This window comes from Microbacterium azadirachtae (assembly GCF_000956545.1).
Lineage (GTDB): Bacteria > Actinomycetota > Actinomycetes > Actinomycetales > Microbacteriaceae > Microbacterium > Microbacterium azadirachtae.
Genome location: NZ_JYIT01000069.1, coordinates 26,490 through 46,224 on the forward strand (window position 1 = coordinate 26,490; position 19,735 = coordinate 46,224).

Below are 19,735 nucleotides of genomic sequence, written 5' to 3' on the forward strand. Positions count from 1 at the left end.
ACTTGTACTTTCAGTACAACTCTCTGTATCGGGAAGCGGGTCAGGTCGCCTGTGCGGCGGCACGTCCCGCCTGGCGCCCGGAGAAGAGGCAGCCGCCCAGGAAGGTCCCCTCCAGGGCTCGATACCCGTGCACACCGCCGCCGCCGAAGCCGCTCGCCTCGCCCGCGGCAAACAGTCCGGGGATGGCCCCGCCGTCCGCGCCGAGCGCCCGGCCGTCGAGATCCGTCTCGATGCCGCCGAGCGACTTGCGCGTGATCACGCGCAGGCGGACGGCGACCATTGGGCCCGCGGAGGCGTCTTGCAGGCGGTGCGGGGTCGCGGTGCGGATCAGGCGATCGCCGCGATACGCGCGGGCCGAGCGCAGCATCGCGATCTGTGCGTCCTTGGTGAAGTCGTTGTCGATCTCCCGGTCTCGCGCGACGACCTCGTCCCGCACCCGATCCGGATCCAGCACGTCGCCGCCGGGCAGCTCCTGCATCCGCGCGATGAGCCGGCCGAGGTCGGACTCCACGACGAAGTCCTCGCCGCGGTCGAGGAAGGCCTGGACGGGATCCGTGGGCCCCTTGGCGAGACGCGAGCGCAGCAGCAGCGGCACGTCCTTGCCGGTGAGGTCGGGGTTCTGCTCGCTCCCCGAGAGGGCGAACTCCTTCTCGACGATCTGGCGCGTGGTGACGAACCACGAGTGGTCGTGCCCCGTCGTGCGCAGGTGCGCCAGTGTGCCGAGCGTGTCGAACCCGGGATACAGCGGGACGGGGAGACGCCGGCCTGTCGCATCCAGCCAGAGCGACGAGGGACCGGGCAGGATGCGGATGCCGTGACCCGGCCACACCGGATCCCAGTTGCGGATGCCCTCGACGTAGTGCCACATGCGGTCGCCGTTGATGAGGTGCGCTCCCGCCGCCGCGGACACGGCCTGCATCGAGCCGTCGACGTAGGCCGGCACGCCCGTCAGCATGTCCGCGGGCGGGGTTCCGAGCCGGCTGGGCCAGGCCGCGCGCACGAGGTCGTGGTTGCCGCCGATGCCGCCCGAGGTCACGACGGTCGCGCCTGCCGTGATCTCGAACGCGCCGATCGTCTCCCGGCTGCTCTGCACTCCGCGGGCTGCCGGCGAGGACGCCAGGATCTCGCCGTGCGCGCCGGTCACGACGCCATCCTGCGCGGCGAGCCCCGTCACGCGGTGGCGGGGGAGCACCACGAGACGCCCGCTGCGTTCGGCCTCTTCGAGGGCCGCCTGGAACGGCGCGACGATCCCTGGTCCGGTGCCCCAGGTGATGTGGAAGCGCGGAACCGAGTTACCGGGCCCGAGGGCGCCGTATCCTCCGCGCTCGGCCCAGCCCACGACGGGGAAGAAGCCGACGCCGCGTTCCCGCAGCCAGGCGCGCTTCTCGCCGGAGGCGAACTGGAGGTACGCCTCCGCCCAGCGCCGAGGCCAGGCGTCCTCGTCGCGGTCGAAGCCGGCGTTGCCGAACCAGTCCTGCCGCGCGAGCTCGTAGGAGTCGGATACGCCCATGCGCCGCTGCTCCGGAGAGTCGACGAGGAAGAGGCCGCCGAACGACCACCAGGCCTGACCGCCGAGGTTCGTGCGAGGTTCCTGGTCGACGACGATCACGCGTCGTCCCGCCGCGGCGGCCTCGGCGGCGGCGACCAGGCCGGACAGGCCCCAGCCGATCACCAGGACGTCGGTGGAATGGGTGCTGGTCTTCGTCGTCATGAGATCTCCGTCGAACTCTCGATGTGCGGGCAGGAGGAACGCCTACAGGAGCGGGCGCCCGCCCAGGGGTGGAGCGCCGTCGGCACCGGCGCGGCTCGGCTCGAACGTGTTGACCATCGCGTGCGCGGCGCGCTCGAGATAGTCCCACAGCGTCGCCTCATGGATGGGGGAGAGGGCGGCGTCGTCGACGGCCGTCCGCATGCAGCGCAGCCAGCGGTCGCGGGCGTCGGGATCGACGTGGAACGGCATGTGCCGCATGCGCAGGCGGGGGTGGCCGCGCTGCTCGCCGTAGGCGGTGGGACCGCCCCAGTACTGCTCCAGGAACATGCGGAGCCGGTCCGCAGCGGGACCGAGGTCCTCCTCGGGATACATGGGCTTCAGGACGGGGTCGAGCGCGACCTCGCGGTAGAACACGTCAACGAGGCGCTGGAAGGTCGCGTGGCCGCCGACCTCGTCGTAGAAGGACATCGGCTCGCTCATCGCTCGTCTCCCGGGTTCTGCGGATCCTGCGGACTCTGCGGATCGGCGAGGGGAGGCAGAGGAAGGCTCTGCGGCGCGGAAGGCGGGGTCTTCGGCTTCTCGGTCCTCTTCGGCCCGGATGAGTCGGCCGGCGCGGGCTTGGTGCGCGGCGGCGGGGTGACGGTGGCCGGCTTCTCGCCGCCGGTCTTCTTCTTACGCCAGAAGCCGCGCTCGGGCACCGACGGCGCGGCCACCGGGTTCGGGCGGGTGCGCGGCGGATTCGCACCGTGGACGCGGCGCGCGCCCTCGGGACCGGCGAGCTGGACCGTGGCCATGCTCGGCACGGTCAGGTCCATTCCGAGCACGGTGTCTCGCAGCCGCATCCGCAGCTCCTGGGCGACGTCGTCCATCGCGTTCGTTCGCGTCTTCATGACGATCCTGATGACGAGAGCGTCGCCGTCGATCGACTCGAGCCCCCAGATCTCGGGCTTCTCGATGATACGGGTGCGCCACTTCGGATCCTTCGCGAGTCCCTGCGCGGTGGTGAGGAGCGCCTCCTCGACGGCCGCGACGTCCGCATCGGCCGGTACCCCGAGGTCGATGATCGCGCGTGCCCAGCCCTGGGACATGTTGCCGATCCGGGTGATCTCGCCGTTGCGCACGTACCAGAGCGTGCCGTTCGCGTCGCGCACCTGGGTGATGCGCACGCTCACGTACTCGACGACGCCCGAGGCGAGGCCCAGATCCACGACGTCTCCGATGCCGACCTGGTCCTCGGCGACGAGGAACATGCCGTTCAGCACGTCCTTGACGATGTTCTGGGCGCCGAAGCCGAGCCCCGCGCCGACCGCGGCCGTGAGCAGGGTGAGGGATCCCAGCAGGGAGTTGTCGATGATGTTCACGATCAGCACGATCGCCACCACCACGAGGATGACGTTGACGATGTTCTGCAGGATCGTGCCGAGCGTCCGAGTGCGCTGCACGAGCCGCATGTCCGCGAGCGGGGAGCGCTCCAGCGCCCTCGTGTCCGTGACCTCGGCCTTGGACTTGGCGCCCGCGACGATGCGTCGCACGACGCGACGGATCGCGAACCGCAGACCGTAGGCGAGGGCTGCGCAGATCACGATGACCAGGGCCGCCTGCAGCGCCTTGCCGCCGATGGCGAGGAGCGCGCTGGGCAGCCCCTCCCACCATTTCGTGATGTCGGTGGCCAGATCCATGGGGACGATGTTCATCGCTCCCGATCCTATGTCCGGGGCCCTTGGCGGGTTCTGAACGGCGACGGCGCTTCCCCGGGCAAGCCGGGCTGCGCACGATCCTGACGCGACGAAGGGCCGGGGAGAGCGAACTCCCTCCGGCCCCTCGAGCGCAGTCGATCAGGCCTGGGCGGTCTCCTCGACGCTCTCCTCGTCACGCGCCTGGGCGGCCAGTGCGCGCTCGACGTCGGCGAGGTTCTCGAACACCAGGCGACGCAGCGCGGGGGCCGCATCCTGGTGGGCGGAGAGCCAGGCGCGCGTCGCATCGCGGAGCGCGGTGTTCGCGAGCGTCTTCGGGTAGAGCCCGACGATCAGGTAATTGGCCACCTGGAACGTGCGGCCCTCCCAGATCGACAGGAGGCTGTCGAAGTACTTCGGCACGAACGGCTCGAGCAGCGCGGCGCCGGCCGGGTGCGTGAAGCCGAGCGCGGCCGAGCGCACGATCGTGTTGGACAGGTCGTCCCGCTCGACGAGGGAGGCCCAGGCGGCCTCCTTGTCCTCGGCGGTCGGCAGGGCCGCACGCGCCTGGGCGGCGAACTCGCCGCCCTTCGCGGTGTTGTCGCTCGCCAGCGCGGCGTCGATGGCCGCGCCGTCCACGGCGCCGACCGTCGCGAGACCCACCAGCAGCTGCCAGCCGAGATCGGTGTCGATCTCGAGACCGTCCAGCACGAGCTCGCCGTCGCGCAGGCGGCGGACCACGTCGGCGTGCTCCGGCGTGGTGAGCGAGTTCGCGAACGCGGTCACGAACTGCAGCTGGCTGTCGGATCCGGCCGCGGCGCCCTGAGCGAGGGCCCACAGGCCGTCGGCCACCCGGGTGCGCGCCTCGGAGCGGTGCTCCGGGGTGACGTAGAGCGCGGCCGCGGTCTGCAGCTGGCTCAGCGTCGTGCGCACGGTGGTCGATTCGGTCTCACGGCCGATGTTGCCGAGCACCAGGTCGATGTAGTCGCTCGCGGCGCTCTCGGCGTCGCGGGTCTGGTCCCAGGCCGCGCCCCAGACGAGCGAGCGGGCGAGCGGGTCGCTGATGTCGGCGAGGTGCGCCACGGCCGTCGCGAGCGAACGCTCGTCGAGGCGGATCTTCGCGTAGGCGAGGTCCTCGTCGTTCAGCAGCACCAGATCCGGGCGCTTCAGGCCCTGCAGCTCGGGGATCTCGGTGCGGTCGCCGTCCACGTCGACCTCGACGTGGTGCGTGCGCACGAGGGCGCCCGCGGCGTCGAGGTTGTAGAAGCCGATGCCCAGGCGGTGCGGGCGGATGGTCGGGTAGTCCGCGGGGGCGGTCTGGGTGACCGCGAAACGCGAGATCGTACCGTCGGCGGCCTCGGCGATGACGGGGGCGAGCGTGTTGACACCGGCCGTCTCGAGCCACTTCTTCGACCACGAGCTCAGGTCGCGGCCGCTCGTGCGCTCGAGTTCGACGAGCAGGTCGCTGAGCTCGGTGTTCTGCCAGGAGTGCTTGCGGAAGTACTCCGAGACGCCGGCGAAGAACGCCTCGATGCCGACCCAGGCGGCGAGCTGCTTGAGGACGGATCCGCCCTTGGCGTAGGTGATGCCGTCGAAGTTGACCTGGACGTCGTCGAGGTCGTTGATCTCGGCGACGACGGGGTGGGTGGAGGGGAGCTGGTCCTGGCGGTACGCCCAGGTCTTCTCCATCGCGTTGAAGGTCGTCCACGCCTCGGTCCACTCGGTGGCCTCGGCGGTCGCGATGGTCGACGCCCACTCGGCGAACGACTCGTTCAGCCAGAGGTCGTTCCACCACTTCATGGTCACCAGGTCGCCGAACCACATGTGCGCGAGCTCGTGCAGGATCGTGACGACGCGGCGCTCCTTGACGGCGTCCGTCACCTTGCTGCGGAAGACGTAGGTCTCGGTGAACGTCACCGCGCCCGCGTTCTCCATCGCGCCGGCGTTGAACTCCGGCACGAAGAGCTGGTCGTACTTGGCGAACGGGTAGGGGACCCCGAACTTCTCCTCGTAGTACGCGAAGCCCTCGCGCGTCTTGTCGAAGATGTAGTCGGCGTCGAGGTGCTCCCACAGGCTCTTGCGGCCGTAGACGCCGAGGGGGATCACCCGGCCGGATGCGCTGGTGAGCTCGGAGAACGTCTCCTCGTAGGGGCCGGCGATGATCGCGGTGATGTACGACGAGATGCGCGGGGTGGGCTCGAAGCCCCACGTGGCCGAGGATCCGGTGCCCGACTCGGTGGACGGGTCGTGCACGATCGGCTCGGGGGTGGGGGAGTTGGAGACGACCTTCCACGCCGCCGGGGCCGTGATCGTGAACTGGAACGTGGCCTTGAGATCGGGCTGTTCGAAGACCGCGAACACACGACGGGAGTCCGGGACCTCGAACTGGGAGTAGAGGTAGACCTCGCCGTCGACGGGGTCGACGAAGCGGTGCAGGCCCTCACCCGTGTTGGTGTACTCGCAATCCGCGTCGACGACGAGCACATTGTCGGCGGCGAGCCCGTCGAGGGCGATGCGCGAGTCGGCGTAGGCGCTGATCGGGTCGATCTGCTCGCCGTTCAGGGTGATCTCGCGCACCTCGCGGGCGATCAGGTCGATGAACGTCGACGATCCCTCGGTCGCGGTGAAGCGCACCACGCTGCGGGATCCGAACACCTCCGCGCCCTTGGTCAGGTCGAGCGCGATCTCGTACGACTCGGTGTCGACGATCGCGCGGCGCTCCTGCGCCTCGATGCGGGTGAGGTTCTCTCCAGGCACTGCTCAGACTCCCAGGGGTGAGGGGTTTCGACCGCAAGATCCGCGCTGCTGGCGCCGGCGGCAACCGTCCCAGCCTACGCCAGTGCGCGTGTCGCGCGATTCGGAGGACTGCAGCCGCTCGGCGGGCCGCGTCGCAGCGGCGCTCGGCGACGGCAAAGGAAACTCAGGGGAAGATGGAAGGGTGAGTGCGCGAGATGTGACCGAAGCTACCGTCCCCTTCGCTTCCGCGGCTGCGGCGAGCGGCCCCGAGTACGTCGAGACGCCCGTCGCCTACGACGGGATCCTGCTCGCCGGGTTCGGCGGCCCCGAGGGGCAGGACGATGTGATCCCCTTCCTGCGCAACGTCACGCGCGGCCGTGGCATCCCCGACGAGCGTCTGGAGGAGGTCGCCCACCACTACCGGCACTTCGGCGGCGTGAGCCCCATCAACGCGCAGAACCGTGCGCTCAAGGCCGCCCTCGAGGCCGAGCTGGCCCGCCGCGGCATCGCGCTGCCCGTCTACTGGGGCAACCGCAACTGGACGCCGTATCTCGCCGACGCGGTCACCGAGGCCGCCGATGAGGGCGACACGACGCTCCTCGCCTTCGCGACCAGCGCCTACAGCTCCTTCTCCAGCTGCCGGCAGTACCGGGAGGACTTCGCGCGCGTGCTCGAGGAGACGGGGCTGGACCGGTCGGTGACGATCGACAAGATCCGTCCGTTCTACGACCACCCGGGCTTCGTGGAGTCCTTCGTCGAGGGCGTGCGCGCCGCGGTCGAGACGTTCACGGCGGACGGTGCGGCCCCGTCGGCGATCCAGGTGCTGTTCACGACGCACAGCGTGCCGACCGACGATGCGCTGCGCTCGGGGCCGCGCGACGTCGACTGGGGCACGGGCGGCGCGTACGCGGCGCAGCACGAGGCGGTCGCCGCGTGGGTGATGAGCCGGGTGGCCGAGCTGCTGCCCGTCGCCGCCGAGGTGCCGTGGGAGCTCGTCTACCAGTCGCGGTCCGGACCCGCGTCGCAGCCGTGGCTCGAGCCCGACATCTGCGACGTGATCGAGGAGCTGCCCGGTCGCGGCCGCACCGCGGTGGCCGTCGTCCCGCTGGGCTTCGTGAGCGACCACATGGAGGTGCTCTGGGACCTGGACACGGAGGCCAAGGAGGCCGCGGCCGACGCGGGGCTCGCCTTCGTGCGCACGCCGACGCCGGGCGTGTCCGCGTCGTTCGTCGCCGGGATCGTCGACCTCATCGAGGAGCGGCTGGAAGGACGCCCCGCGGCCGACCGCCGGCACGTGACCTCGCTCGGGCCGGCCTTCGACGTGTGCCGCCCGGGCTGCTGCGAGAACATCCGCGCGGGATTCAAGCCCGCCGCGGCCGGCATCGCCCCCTGACGCCCGACGGGGTGCTCGTCACCCCGTCCGAGGCGCGCCCGGCGCTCCGTAGGATTGGAGCATGCGCATCCACATCGCCACGGACCACGCCGGTCTCGAGTTCTCCACGCAGCTGCAGCATCACCTCGCCGAGGCGGGGCATGAGGTCGTCGACCACGGGCCGGTCGAGTACGACGCCCTGGACGACTACCCGGCGTTCTGCATCCGCGCGGCGCAGGCGACCGTCGCCGATCAGCGCGCCGGCGTGGACGCGCTGGGCGTCGTCTTCGGCGGCTCCGGCAACGGCGAGCAGATCGCGGCGAACAAGGTCGAGGGAATCCGCGCCGCGCTCGTGTGGAGCATCGCGACCGCCGAGCTCGCCCGGGAGCACAACGACGCGAACGTGATCGCCATCGGTGCGCGCCAGCACACCTTCGACGAGGTTGCGGGCTTCATCGACCGCTTCATCGCCACGCCGTTCTCGAACGAGGAGCGGCACGTGCGCCGGATCGCGCAGATCGCCGACTTCGAGCGCGACGGATCCCTGCTGCCGGACCCGCGCGTCTGATGCCCGAGGGCCATTCCGTCCACCGGATCGCGCGGCAGTTCGCCCGCAACTTCGTCGGCAGGCCCGTCGCCGCGTCGAGCCCCCAGGGGCGCTTCGCGGAGGGAGCGGCGCTGCTCGACGGCCGGGTCGTCGAGAGCGTGCAGGCCGTCGGCAAGCAGATGTTCCTCGAGACCGAGGGGGACCTGTGGCTGCGCGTGCATCTCGGGCTCTACGGCGCCTGGGACTTCTCGGGCGAGATCCTCGTGGATCCGACGATCGCCTCGGCGAACGGGCGGATGGGCCAGACGAACCAGCGCGGCACCGATCTGGAGGCTCCGATCCTCGACGACGCGGGGGAGAACTCCCTCGCCTCGATCGGTGCGCCCCGCAAGACGCGCGTGCACGTGCGCATGTCGGAGGCCACGAAGGGCCTCGCCGATGAGGGCGTCGAGTGGCCGCCGCCCGTGGTCGGGCAGGTGCGTCTGCGCCTGATGACGGAGGCGACCTGCGCCGACCTGCGCGGCCCGACCGCCTGCGTGCTGCAGACCCCGGACGAGATGCTCGCCACGGTCGCCAAGCTCGGGCCGGATCCGCTCGTGGGCGACGTGGACGAGGGCGAGGAGCGGTTCGTGGCCGCTGTGCGGCGCCGGGCGGTGCCGATCGCGCTGCTGCTCATGGATCAGGCGGTGGTCAGCGGGATCGGCAACGTGTACCGCGCCGAGCTGCTGTTCCGCGCGCAGCTGAACCCGCACACGCCGGGAAGGGATGTCCCCGAGGAGACGGTGCGCGCGCTCTGGCGCGACTGGGTGCGCCTGCTCGCGATCGGCGTCGAGACCGGGCAGATGATGACCATGGACGATCTGTCGCCCGAGCAGTACCGTGCGGCGATGGCCCACCGGGACGACCGGCACTGGGTCTATCACCGCACGGGCCTGCCCTGCCGGGTGTGCGGCACCGCGATCGTGCTCGAGGAGATCGGCGCCCGAAAGCTCTACTGGTGCCCGCGCTGCCAGGCGTGACGGATCGCGCGACCTGAGTCCCGCGTGTCGGGCGCGACCCTAGGCTGAACTCATGCGCCAGAACCCGAGCTTCGCCATGACCGACGTCGCCGAGCTGCGGCGGATCATCGCCGCGCACCCGTGGGCGACGCTCGTGGGCCGCGACGAGAGCGGCATGACCGCCTCGCACTACGCCGTGCTGCTGGATCCCGACCGTGACGACCTCACGATCGTGGCGCACGTGGGGCGGCCGGACGACCTGGTGCTGGGCCTCGGCACGCAGGAGCTGCTGGTGGTGTTCCAGGGGCCGCACGGATACATCTCGCCGGGCTGGTACGGAGACGTCGCCGCGGTCCCCACCTGGAACTACGTCGCCGTGCACCTGTCCGGCGTGCCGGAGCTGCTCGACCCCGAGGAGAACCTGCGTGTGCTCGGTCACCTCGTGGATCACTTCGAGGGCGGGCTCGCGGATCCGCGCGGGATGTGGACCCCGCCGAACGACGAGGCCTTCGTGCGCCGGCTCGAGGCGGGCACGGTCGGGTTCCGGCTCACTCCGACGCGGGTGACGGCCAAGCGCAAGCTCAGCCAGAACAAGCCCGACGACGTGATCGAGAACGTGATCCTGGAGCTCACCGGTGACGGCGTGTATGCGAACCCGGCTCTGGCCGCCGAGATGCAGCGCGCCCACGACGCGCGTCTCGCGGCCCGCGCCGCCACGGCGGCGGATCGATGAGCGGCGGCACCATCGCGGCGATCCGCGACGTGCGCGTCGCCGGGGCGGGGCGGCATCTGCTCGCCCTCGACGGCCCCGTCGACGTGCTCCTCGAGGACGGCAGGATCGCCGATATCGCGCCCGCCGGGGCCCTTCGGCTGCACGGGGAGGTGCGGGACGGGGACGGCGCGTGGATCGCACCCGGACTCTGGGATCATCACGTGCACACCGTGCAGTGGGCGCTCGCGGCGCAGCGCGAGGATCTGTCCGCGACGCGGAGCGCCGTCGAGGCCGCCGCGCTGATGTCCCGTGCTCCGGTGCTCCCCGACGGACGCCGCGTGGGCGCCGGGTTCCGTGACGTGCGCTGGACGGATCGCCCGACTCTCGCCCTGCTCGACGAGGGCAGCGGAGAGATCCCCACGTACCTCATCAACGCCGACGTGCACAGCGTCTGGCTGAACTCCGCGGCCTTCCGGCGCGAGGCCTTCGACGCGCCGCCGGACGGGATCCTGCGCGAGGAGGACGCGTTCGAGATCTCGCGGCGCCTGAACGCCACGGATCCCGCCGTCGCCGACGAGGCGGTCGCCGCGGCGGCACGACGGGCCGCCGCGCGCGGCGTCGTGGGCCTCGTCGATTTCGACATGGCGTGGAACGCCGACGCGTGGACGCGACGCCTCGCGGCGGGCTTCGACACGCACCGTGTCGAGTTCGCGGTGTATCCGCATGATCTCGACCGCGCGATCGCGGCCGGCCTGCGCACGGGCGAGCATCTCGTGGACGACCGCCGCGGGCTGGTGCGCGTCGGCCCGCTGAAGATCATCTCGGACGGATCGCTGGGCACGCGGACCGCTGCCTGCAGCCACGGCTACGCGGACGACCCGCACAATCACGGCGTGCTCACCGTCCCGCCTGCCGAGCTCCACGCCCTGCTCCTGCGCGCGACCGGCGCCGGTCTCGACATCGCGCTGCACGCGATCGGCGACGTCGCCGTCACCGCGGCGCTCGACGCGTTCGCTGCGACCGGCGCCCACGGCACCGTCGAGCACGCGCAGCTCGTGCGGCACGGCGACCTGGCACGGTTCGCGCGGCTCGGCATCGCCGCGAGCGTGCAGCCGCAGCACGCCCTGGACGACCGCGACACCGCCGACGCGCTGTGGGCGGCGCAGACGGCGATCGCGTACCCGCTGGCGTCGCTGCACCGTGCCGGGGCGAGCCTGCGCTTCGGATCCGATGCCCCCGTCGCGCCCCTGGATCCGTGGCATGCGATCTCGGCCGCCGTCTTCCGCACCGACGACGAGCGCCCGGCCTGGCATCCGGAGGAGCGCATCGACGTCGAGACCGCTCTCGCCGCGAGCGCGCACGACGGGACCGGGGGAGGAGCGGCGGTGACGCCGGGGGCGGTGGCCGACCTCGTGCTCCTCGGTGCAGATCCGTACACGGCCGATGCGCAGACGCTGCGCACGATGCCGGTGGTCGCGACCGTCGTCGGCGGACGGGTCACGCACGGGGGATAACCCCCGGACGGATCCGGCGGGCCGCACCCTGGGTGAGAGCGCGGGGCGACGGCATCGTAGAGGAGGGCGCAGATCCGCGCCCGCCTCGCACACTTCCAGGAGATCACGATGACCACCGTCGCCCGACGGCTCGACACCCACCCCGACGCCCCACCGGCCGCTCGCCGCCGCGGATACGGACGCGCCTGGGCCGCCGCGCCGGCCAACGCACTCTACCTCGTGCTGCTCGCCGTGCCGCTCGCGATCGTGGCGATGGCGGTGACCTGGCTGGTGTTCGGACTCGGCCTCGGCATCCTCGTGCTCGTGATCGGCCTCCCCGTGCTCGCCGGGGCGCTCCAGGTAGCCCGCGGGTTCGGCGAAGCCGAGCGCGCACTCCTGCGGATGACCGACTTTCCGCCGATCGCCGCGCCGGACTGGCGACGCGGGGCACGCGGCGACGGCCGGTGGGCGCGGCTGACGCAGCCGCTGCGCAACGGGCACTACTGGATGGCCCTGTTGTCGGCGCTGCTCGTGCGCCCGATCGTGGCGATCATCGCCTTCGCGTTCGCCACGATCTGGATCGTCCTCGCGCTCGGCGGCCCCACCTACTGGTACTGGTCGCCGTTCACCCGCAACGGCAGCGCGGAGGAGATCTGGGTGCCCTGGGCGGTGCAGCATCTCTTCGGGGGCATCGATCCGGATCCGGATCCGCATCTGTGGGCGTCGATGCTGTATCTGATCGTGGGCGTCGTGTTCCTCGGCACTCTTCCGCTCGTGCTCCGCGGCCTGGTCGCCATGCACGGGGCGGTGGCCTCCGCGCTGGTCGGGCGCTGGGAATCGGACGACCTCGCGGCCGAGGTGGCCGGCCTCGACGCCTCGCGCGGTGCGGCCGTCCAGGCCGAGGACGAGGGCCTGCGCAGGCTGGAGCGCGACCTGCACGACGGGCCCCAGCAGCGGCTGGTGCGGCTGCAGATGGATCTCGCCGCCCTCGAGCGTCGCGCGGCCGAGGGCGACGCCGCAGCGGTCGCCGCCCTCGCCGCGGAGAGCCGGGGACACGCGCAGGCCGCACTCGACGAACTCCGGGCGCTCGCGGGCGGTGTCGCGCCGCCGCTGCTGCAGGATCGCGGGATCGCCGAGGCGATCATGGCACTGGCCGCGGCGAGTCCGCTGGTCGTGGAGGCGTCCGTCGCCCCCGAGGCGACGGCGTCGCTGAGCCCGGAGGCGGCGCGCAACCTGTACTTCGTGGTCGCGGAGCTGCTGACCAACGCCGCCAAGCACGCGGCCGCGCTCAGCGCGTCGGTCGACGTGGTGCGCAGCGGCGCGGAGGTGCGCGTCACGGTGACCGACGACGGCCGCGGCGGCGCGGAGCCGCGTCCGGGCGGTGGGCTCGAGGGACTCGCGCGTCGGGTGCAGGGGCTTCGCGGCACGCTGCAGATCGACAGCCCGCACGGAGGCCCCACCGTCGTGACGGCCGTCGTGCCGGTCTCCGCATAAGACCGGCACGTTCCGGCGCGATCGTCGCCGGCCCCTAGTCTGAGGACGTGACAGATCCGGAGACCCCGCTGCGCGTGATCCTCTTCGAGGACTCCATCCTCCTCCGCGAGGGCCTGGTGCGCCTGTTCGCCGAGGCGGGGTTCGAGACCGTCCGAGCGTACGGCGACGTCGAGGACGTAGTCACCCGCACGCGGACGTCCGGTGCGGATGTCGCGGTGCTCGACGTGCGGATGCCGCCGAGCTTCCGCGATGAGGGGATCCGCGCGGCCCTCGCGGTGCGGGCAGCGCTGCCGGGCGTCGGCGTCCTGGTGCTGAGCCAGTACGTGGAGGGCGTGTACGCCCGGGAGCTGCTGGGCGCGGGCGACGGCGGCGTCGGCTACCTGCTCAAGGACCGGGTCACGTCCCTCGACGAGCTCTCCGCCGCCGTGCGCCAGGTGCGCGGCGGAGGGACCGTGCTGGATCCGCGGGTCGTGCAGCAGCTCGTGCGCACGGGCCCGGATCCGCTGGCGACGCTCACCCCGCGGGAGAGCGAGGTGCTGGAGGCGATGGCGGAAGGACGCAGCAACGCGTCGATCGCCGCCCGGATGACCATCGGCGTGGGAGCCGTGGAGAAGAACATCTCCGCGATCTTCGCCAAGCTCGGGCTCGAGGATTCCGGCACCGATCACCGGCGCGTGCTCGCCGTGCTCGCCTACCTGCAGCACGACCCCCGTCCCTGAGCGGAACGGGGGTCGTGCGCGTGATGTGCGGCGTCAGGCGGCGATGTGCGACACGAGGAACCAGCGGTCCTTCTCGAGGCCGCGCTGGATCTCGATCGCCACGTCCTGGCTGGTGAGGTCGATCTCGTCGAGTCCCTCCACGGCGGCCTTGACGTCCACGAGGACCGCGTCGATGTCGGCGATGACGGCGCGGACGAGCTCGTCGGACTTCGTGAAGCCGGCCGGCACCTGCGTGGCGCCCGCCTTCTCGGCGACGACCGAGGCGCGCGCGTCGATCGGCAGGCCCAGGGCGACGATGCGCTCCGCGGCGGTGTCGGCGAAGTCGCCGGCGTGGTCCACGATCACGTCGAGCAGCTCGTGCACGCCGACGAAGTTCGCGCCGCGCACGTGCCAGTGCGCCTGCTTGCCGTTCAGCGTCAGGGCCTGAAGACCCAGCACGACAGGGGTGAGGAACTGTGCGGCACCGGCCGCGACGGTCGGGTCGACGGAGGTGGCGGTGATGGTCTCTGCGTTGCTCATGATGTCTCCTCGGTGATCGCTCGGATCCGTGCGTGCTGATGTGGTGACCTCAACGCTACTCGGCTCAGAATGTTCCGCAACCAAGCTGAGGCAACGCTAACTCGCAGATCACAGCACATTTCGGCAAGGCTTGCCTTGCCTGCGGATCCCGTCGAGCACCGCGTGGAAGACGGGAGCGCACAGTGATCCGGGATACCTTCGTCAGGTGGCAACAGCTGGTACCTCCTCCCGTGCGGCCCTGCGCCGTTCCCGCACATCCGCCGCGCAGAAGGTCGGTGCGAACTTCATCCCGCACGTCCAGGGCCTGCGCGCGATCGCTGTGCTCGCCGTCGTGCTCTACCACTTCTGGCCCGGGCGGCTGAGCGGCGGCTACGTCGGCGTCGACATCTTCTTCGTGATCTCGGGCTTCCTGATCACGGCGCACCTGGCGCGCGAGCTGAACGCCACCGGCCGGGTGAACCTCGGGCAGTTCTGGGCGCGTCGCGCACGTCGTCTGCTGCCCGCATCGCTCCTGGTGCTGCTGTTCTGCGCGATCGTCGCCGCGATCCCCGTGCTGTCTCCGCTGTCGCAGCTGCCGGCGGAGCTGCAGGAGATCGTCGCCTCCACCTTCTACGTGGAGAACTGGTTCCTCGCCCTGAACTCCGCGGACTATCTCGCGCACTCCGGCGACCCGACGATGGTGCAGCACTACTGGTCGCTGTCGCTCGAGGAGCAGTTCTACGTGCTCTGGCCGCTGATCATGCTGCTGGCGGCATGGATCGCGGTGAAGTACTTCCGCGGATCGCGGCTGCGCGCCGCCGCGATCGCGATCGGCGTGGTGTCGGTCGCCTCGTTCGCGTTCTGCGTCTGGTTCACCGCGACCAATCCCGCCCCCGCCTACTTCGTGACGTTCGGCCGCATGTGGCAGTTCGGCGTAGGCGCCGTGCTCGCCCTCGTTCCGCGCCTGCGCGTCAGCAACGCGATCGGCAGCTTCCTCCTGGGCTGGGGCGGCATCATCGTGCTGCTCGTCGTGATCTACCGCTTCGACGGTCAGACGCCGTTCCCGGGATACATGGCCGCGATCCCGACCCTGGCGGCCGCCGCGATCATCGCGGCGTCGAACACCGAGCGCTGGTGGTACCCGACGCGCATCCTGGCGATCCGCCCGATGCGTTTCACCGGCGACATCTCGTACAGCCTGTACCTCTGGCATTGGCCGCTCATCATCATCGCCCCGTCGGTGCCGTTCTGGGGTCTCACGATCTACCATCGGGTCGCCCTCGTCGGGATCTGCTTCGTGCTGGCGTGGCTCACCAAGAAGTTCGTCGAGGACCCCACCCGCACCTGGAAGCCGCTCACCTCGCGCAAGCCGCGGCTCTCGCTGTGGGCGGCCCTGGTGGCGATGGTCATCGTCGCGGGCACCGCGGGTGCGGGCTGGGCGGCGAACGCGGGCACCTACCAGCAGGGCGTGCAGGCGATCGCCCAGCTGCGCGCGAACCCGCCGGCGTGCTTCGGCGCCGCTGCGGTCCTCGACGAGTCCTGTGCGGGCACGACGACCGACAAGATCCTTCCCGCACCCGGCTTCGCGGGGGTCGACCGGCCGGAGGAATCGCAGTGCTTCGTGCAGCTCAACGATGCGCGGGCGGTGGCCTGCGAGTTCGGGTCGAAGGATCCGAAGGCCAAGCGGATCGCGCTCATCGGCGACAGTCACGCCTACCAGCTGCTGACGACCTTCCAGGGCATCGCCGAGAAGGAGGGGTGGCACCTGACCACCTACTTCAAGGGCGCCTGCCCCTGGAACACCACGCCGCTGTCGACGGGCGGCGCGTTCGGCGACGCGTGCACGCAGTATCGCGCGGCGGTGGCGAAGCAGCTCGAGAGCAAGCACTTCGATGCCGTCTTCACCGCCGCCCTGTCGACCACGCCGTACGCCGCCGGGGATCACGCCTCCTCCTATGAGGCGGCCGTCGCCGGCTACCGCGAGGCGTGGGCCACGCAGACGTCGAAGGGCACGCCGGTGATCACCGTGGTCGACAACCCCGTGTGGGAGACCGACCCGAACAAGTGCCTCCGCACCCGCGCGCAGGCGGCGTGCGACGGACCGCGATCGGACCTGCTCACGGAGAAGGATCCGCTGCGCGAGGCGGCCGCGGGGCAGAAGGACGTGACCCTGCTTGACTTCACCGAGGTGTTCTGCGGCGAGCAGGACTGCCGAGCGGTGGTCGGCGGCGCGAACATCTACCGCGATCAGGACCACATCACCGTGACCTTCGCGAACTCCCTCGCCCCGCAGTACACCGCCGCGCTCAAGACCGCGATGGGGTTGGGCTGATCTCCGCGCCCGGGCTGGATAGGGTCGGCGTATGAGCGACGACGCCACGATCCTGTCCTTGCCCGACCGCACGCCCGCGATCGACCCGACCGCCTTCCTCGCCACCGGTGCCAGGATCATCGGATCCGTCACCATCGGAGAGGGATCCAGCGTCTGGTACAACGCTGTGCTGCGCGCGGACTCCGCCGAGATCAGGATCGGTGCGGGCAGCAACGCGCAGGACAGCGTCTCGGTGCACGTCGATCCCGGCCACGGCGTGACGATCGGCGACGACGTCTCGATCGGTCACAACGCCGTCGTGCACGGCTGCACGATCGGCGACGGGTCGCTGATCGGCATGGGCGCCGTCGTGCTCAACGGCGCCGTGATCGGCTCCGAGTGCCTGATCGCCGGCGGTGCACTGGTGCTGAGCGGGATGGAGGTGCCCGACGGCGCGCTCGTCGCGGGGGTCCCGGGCAAGGTCCGACGGGAGCTCACCGCGGAGGAGCGCGAGGGGCTGCGGCGGAACGCGCGGGTCTACCGCGAGCACTCGGCGCTGCACCGTCAGGCGCGCCCGCTCTGAGAGCCGCGCACGCGGCGTCACCGGCGCCCGGTAGTCTCGAAGCATCCGGGGCGGTGGCCAAGCTGGTGAAGGCAGTGGGCTCATAACCCAACGATCGCGGGTTCAAGTCCCGCCCGCCCCACTTGAAAGACCTGCGGCCGCTGTGAGCGGCGCTGTATTCGTCGATTTGCAAAATAGGTAGACCGGTCTATTCTGGTGACATGGCAACCAAGGGAGACCTGACCAAGGCACGGCTCGCAGAGTCCATGCTCGAGCTGATCCAGAGCAGCGGCTACAGCGGCACGGGCCTGAACGCGGTGATCGAACACGCCGCCGCGCCGAAGGGCTCGATCTATTTCCATTACCCCGACGGCAAGGAGGGATTGGGCGTCGCGGCCGTCGACCTCGCCGCAGCTCAGTTCGGAGCGCTGATCGCCGAGGCCGTCGATGCGGCGGACAGCGTCCCCGACGCGGTCCGCCGAGCGATCGATGCGCTCGCGACGATCGTCGGCGGGAGCGACTTCCGGCTGGGATGCCCGGTCTCGGTGGTCACCCTCGAGATGGGCGCGGAGAGCGAGCGGCTCCGTGAGGCGTGCGCCGCGGCGTTCTCCTCGTGGATCGGCCCGACGGCTGCGCTCCTCGAATCCGGCGGCATCGGCGCCGAAGAGGCGCGGAGCCTGGCGACCGTCGTCGTGTCGACGATCGAGGGAGCGGTCATCGTGTCCCGCGCGATGAAGACCACGCAGCCGCTGTCCGCGGCCGCCGACGTGATCGCCGGTCTTCTCGAACAGCGCCTTCCGCAGGACGGAGGAGCCCGATGAGCGCGCTCGATGCACCGCGTCACGCACTCGTCTTCGGTGCCTCGGGCCTGGTCGGCCGTCACCTCATCCTCGCCCTCGCCGGGGCCGGGGCGCGCGTTACCGCGGCCGTCCGCAGCGCCGGTTCCGGCGCTCGCGTCGAGCGCTGGCTCAGGGAGCACGGCCTGACGCGGGCCATCGAGACGACGATCGTCGACTTCGACGCCCCGGAGATCGTGGCAGGCGGAGCGGAGGCGTTCGCGTCCGTCACCGAGATCCACAACTGCGCGGGCGCCTATCGGTTCGGGATGCCCGCGGACGAGGCGCGACGCGCGAACGTCGGCATCGTCGAGAAACTGCTCGACTTCGCCGAGGGGATCCCTGCGCTGCAGCGCATCGTCCATATCTCGGGCTACCGCGTGGGCGGGCAGGATCCGGCGACCGTCCCTTGGTCGGAGGAGCACCGTGCCGCGGTCTACAAGGAGCTCGGCGGCTATGAGGCGTCGAAGGTGGAATCCGATGCCATCTTCCAGGCCAGAGCCTTGGAGCGCGGGATCCCGTGGACGATCGTCAATCCGGCGAGCGTGATCGGCGACAGTGCGACGGGGGAGTCCGATCAGCACATCGGGCTGGCCACCACGATCGAGCAGATCTGGGACGGGACCGCGACCGCGCTGCCCGCGGGCAGGGGCACCTTCCTGCCTGTTCTCACGGTCGACTACCTGGCGGCGTTCATGGCGAAGGCCGCGAGTGATCCGGCCGCCGTCGGCAAGGCGTACTGGATCCTCGACGACGCGACCCCTCCTCTGGCGGAGATGCTGTCGCACGTCGGTCGGCATCTCGGGGCGAAGGTGCCGTGGCTGCGCGTGCCCGTCGGCATCATCAAGCGGCTTCCGCCGCAGATCACCAAGGCGGATCCCGAGACCCTCGGCTTCCTCTCGGACGACCGCTATCCGACGGGGCCCGCGAACGCGCTGGCGGCGAAGCACGGTCTCCGGACGCCGGACGTCCTGGTGTCCCTCGACCGGTGGGCGGACCATCTGGCGGCGCACCGCTTCGGTCGTGCGAGCGCTGAGGACCGGCGGATCGTCGAGCGCGGGGGACTGAGGACGTTCGAGCTCGGGCGATCGGATTCGAGCCGGGTGATCCTGCCCGGGCTGCCGGTCAACGCCGACACCTGGGCCGAGGTCGCCTCGGCCGTGGACGCGCGCGCCGTCGACCTCCCGGGTCTGGGCCTGAGCGGCGGCACCGGCGTGCAGGACTGGGACCGCTGGCTGCCCGCCGTGCAGGGGGAGGAGCCCGTCGAGCTGATCGGACACTCGCTCGGCGCGGCGGCGGCCGTCCTCGCGGCGGTGCGCCGTCCGGAGCGCGTCACCTCCCTCACCCTGGTCGCGCCGTTCTTCCTTCAGCCGCGGTCAGGATTCGCGGCGCCCCTGCGACCGTTCGTGCGCAGCTACCTGCGGCACGTCGACGCGGCGCGCCTGTCGATCCGGCTCACCGGATCGGCGGCGAACGCGGCGGCCCTCGAGTCCACGGTCGGCGACCTGAGGCGCACGGGTGCAGCACGCGTGGCCGCCCAGCTCGCTCTCGCCGGCTCGCCCCGGTGGCGCGCCGAGCTGCGAGAGGCTCTCGGACGATTCGGCGGACCGGTCCGCATCATCACGGGGAGCGAGGATCCGCTCGATCCCGACATGCTCGCGCGTCTCGCGTCCCGTCCGAACGTCGAGCTGATCTCGGTGGCCGGCGCCGGGCACCATCCGCAGCTGACTCACGGCGCGGCTCTCGCCGAGGTGCTGTCCGACGTGATCCGCGCCTGACATGACGTCGCGCCGCCCCGTCGTACTCCCTCCGGACCCCGACGAGGCGGCGCGAACGCTCTGCGTCAGCGGTCGGTGGCGTCCTTGAGGTGCTCGCCGGCCTTCTTCGCGTCGTCCTTCAGATGCTCGCCGGCCTCCTTCAGGTCGGCCTTGGCCTGGTCGAGCTTGCCCTCGTTCTCGAGCTTCTCGTTGTCGGTGACCTTCCCGGTCGCCTCCTTCGCCTTCCCCGCCATCTTCTCTGCGGTGTTCTTCACGTGGTCGGCAGCGCTCATGGGTCTGCTCCTCTCCAGTCGGT

The 19,735-nt window shown here is 71.1% G+C and carries 17 protein-coding genes and 1 tRNA gene; 12 read left to right on the top strand and 6 right to left on the bottom strand.

What is annotated here, in order from left to right; all coding sequences use genetic code 11:
* Positions 1-40: 40 nt before the first annotated feature.
* The 4 genes from RL72_RS06805 to pepN form a co-directional block, all read right to left on the bottom strand.
* Complete coding sequence (locus RL72_RS06805; protein ID WP_045250061.1) at positions 41-1,711, bottom strand: FAD-binding dehydrogenase; 1,671 nt, start codon at positions 1,709-1,711, stop codon at positions 41-43.
* Positions 1,712-1,753: 42 nt separating this feature from the next.
* Complete coding sequence (locus RL72_RS06810; protein ID WP_045250062.1) at positions 1,754-2,191, bottom strand: globin; 438 nt, start codon at positions 2,189-2,191, stop codon at positions 1,754-1,756.
* Complete coding sequence (locus RL72_RS06815) at positions 2,188-3,405, bottom strand: mechanosensitive ion channel family protein (RefSeq protein WP_082072211.1); 1,218 nt, start codon at positions 3,403-3,405, stop codon at positions 2,188-2,190. The genes RL72_RS06810 and RL72_RS06815 overlap by 4 nt, the downstream gene beginning before the upstream one ends.
* Positions 3,406-3,546: 141 nt before the next feature.
* Positions 3,547-6,141, bottom strand: coding sequence for an aminopeptidase N (gene pepN, locus RL72_RS06820; protein WP_045250063.1), 2,595 nt, complete (start codon positions 6,139-6,141; stop codon positions 3,547-3,549).
* Positions 6,142-6,322: 181 nt separating this feature from the next.
* Here pepN and RL72_RS06825 point away from each other — a divergent pair, with 181 nt between their 5' ends.
* The 7 genes from RL72_RS06825 to RL72_RS06855 all read left to right on the top strand — a co-directional run bounded on the left by RL72_RS06825 (position 6,323) and on the right by RL72_RS06855 (position 13,455).
* The gene (locus tag RL72_RS06825) at positions 6,323-7,513 is read left to right on the top strand and encodes a ferrochelatase (RefSeq protein ID WP_248700404.1); all 1,191 of its coding nucleotides are present in this window, start codon (positions 6,323-6,325) and stop codon (positions 7,511-7,513) included.
* Between the two features lie 61 nt (positions 7,514-7,574).
* A complete protein-coding gene (locus RL72_RS06830) occupies positions 7,575-8,060 on the top strand; it encodes a ribose-5-phosphate isomerase (protein WP_045250065.1) in 486 nt (161 codons plus the stop codon).
* Positions 8,060-9,058, top strand: coding sequence for an Fpg/Nei family DNA glycosylase (locus tag RL72_RS06835; protein ID WP_045250066.1), 999 nt, complete (start codon positions 8,060-8,062; stop codon positions 9,056-9,058). Before RL72_RS06830 ends, RL72_RS06835 begins: the two co-directional genes overlap by 1 nt.
* Before the next feature lie 52 nt (positions 9,059-9,110).
* Complete coding sequence (locus tag RL72_RS06840; RefSeq protein WP_045250067.1) at positions 9,111-9,770, top strand: FMN-binding negative transcriptional regulator; 660 nt, start codon at positions 9,111-9,113, stop codon at positions 9,768-9,770.
* Complete coding sequence (locus tag RL72_RS06845) at positions 9,767-11,263, top strand: amidohydrolase (protein WP_045250068.1); 1,497 nt, start codon at positions 9,767-9,769, stop codon at positions 11,261-11,263. Before RL72_RS06840 ends, RL72_RS06845 begins: the two co-directional genes overlap by 4 nt.
* A gap of 108 nt (positions 11,264-11,371) precedes the next feature.
* A complete protein-coding gene (locus RL72_RS06850) occupies positions 11,372-12,736 on the top strand; it encodes a sensor histidine kinase (RefSeq protein WP_045250069.1) in 1,365 nt (454 codons plus the stop codon).
* Positions 12,737-12,783: 47 nt separating this feature from the next.
* Complete coding sequence (locus RL72_RS06855; RefSeq protein WP_045250070.1) at positions 12,784-13,455, top strand: response regulator transcription factor; 672 nt, start codon at positions 12,784-12,786, stop codon at positions 13,453-13,455.
* A 33-nt stretch (positions 13,456-13,488) separates the two neighbouring features.
* On the opposite strand, the gene RL72_RS06860 is transcribed toward RL72_RS06855, so the two are convergent.
* Complete coding sequence (locus tag RL72_RS06860) at positions 13,489-13,974, bottom strand: Dps family protein (protein WP_045250071.1); 486 nt, start codon at positions 13,972-13,974, stop codon at positions 13,489-13,491.
* A gap of 205 nt (positions 13,975-14,179) precedes the next feature.
* On the opposite strand from RL72_RS06860, the gene RL72_RS06865 reads away from it, so the two are divergent.
* The 5 genes from RL72_RS06865 to RL72_RS06885 all read left to right on the top strand — a co-directional run bounded on the left by RL72_RS06865 (position 14,180) and on the right by RL72_RS06885 (position 19,440).
* Positions 14,180-16,285 (top strand): acyltransferase family protein, encoded by a 2,106-nt coding sequence (locus RL72_RS06865; protein ID WP_082072213.1) that lies wholly within the window; start codon positions 14,180-14,182, stop codon positions 16,283-16,285.
* A 31-nt stretch (positions 16,286-16,316) separates the two neighbouring features.
* Positions 16,317-16,847 (top strand): gamma carbonic anhydrase family protein, encoded by a 531-nt coding sequence (locus RL72_RS06870; protein ID WP_045250072.1) that lies wholly within the window; start codon positions 16,317-16,319, stop codon positions 16,845-16,847.
* A gap of 47 nt (positions 16,848-16,894) precedes the next feature.
* Positions 16,895-16,968 (top strand) — tRNA-Ile (locus RL72_RS06875).
* Positions 16,969-17,047: 79 nt separating this feature from the next.
* Positions 17,048-17,647, top strand: a complete 600-nt coding sequence (locus RL72_RS06880) for a TetR/AcrR family transcriptional regulator (protein ID WP_045250073.1) — start codon at positions 17,048-17,050, stop codon at positions 17,645-17,647.
* Positions 17,644-19,440 (top strand): alpha/beta fold hydrolase, encoded by a 1,797-nt coding sequence (locus RL72_RS06885; protein ID WP_045250074.1) that lies wholly within the window; start codon positions 17,644-17,646, stop codon positions 19,438-19,440. The genes RL72_RS06880 and RL72_RS06885 overlap by 4 nt, the downstream gene beginning before the upstream one ends.
* A gap of 65 nt (positions 19,441-19,505) precedes the next feature.
* Here the strand turns inward: RL72_RS06885 and RL72_RS06890 are convergent, their stop codons facing one another.
* Positions 19,506-19,712, bottom strand: coding sequence for a CsbD family protein (locus RL72_RS06890; protein WP_045250075.1), 207 nt, complete (start codon positions 19,710-19,712; stop codon positions 19,506-19,508).
* Positions 19,713-19,735 lie beyond the last annotated feature (23 nt).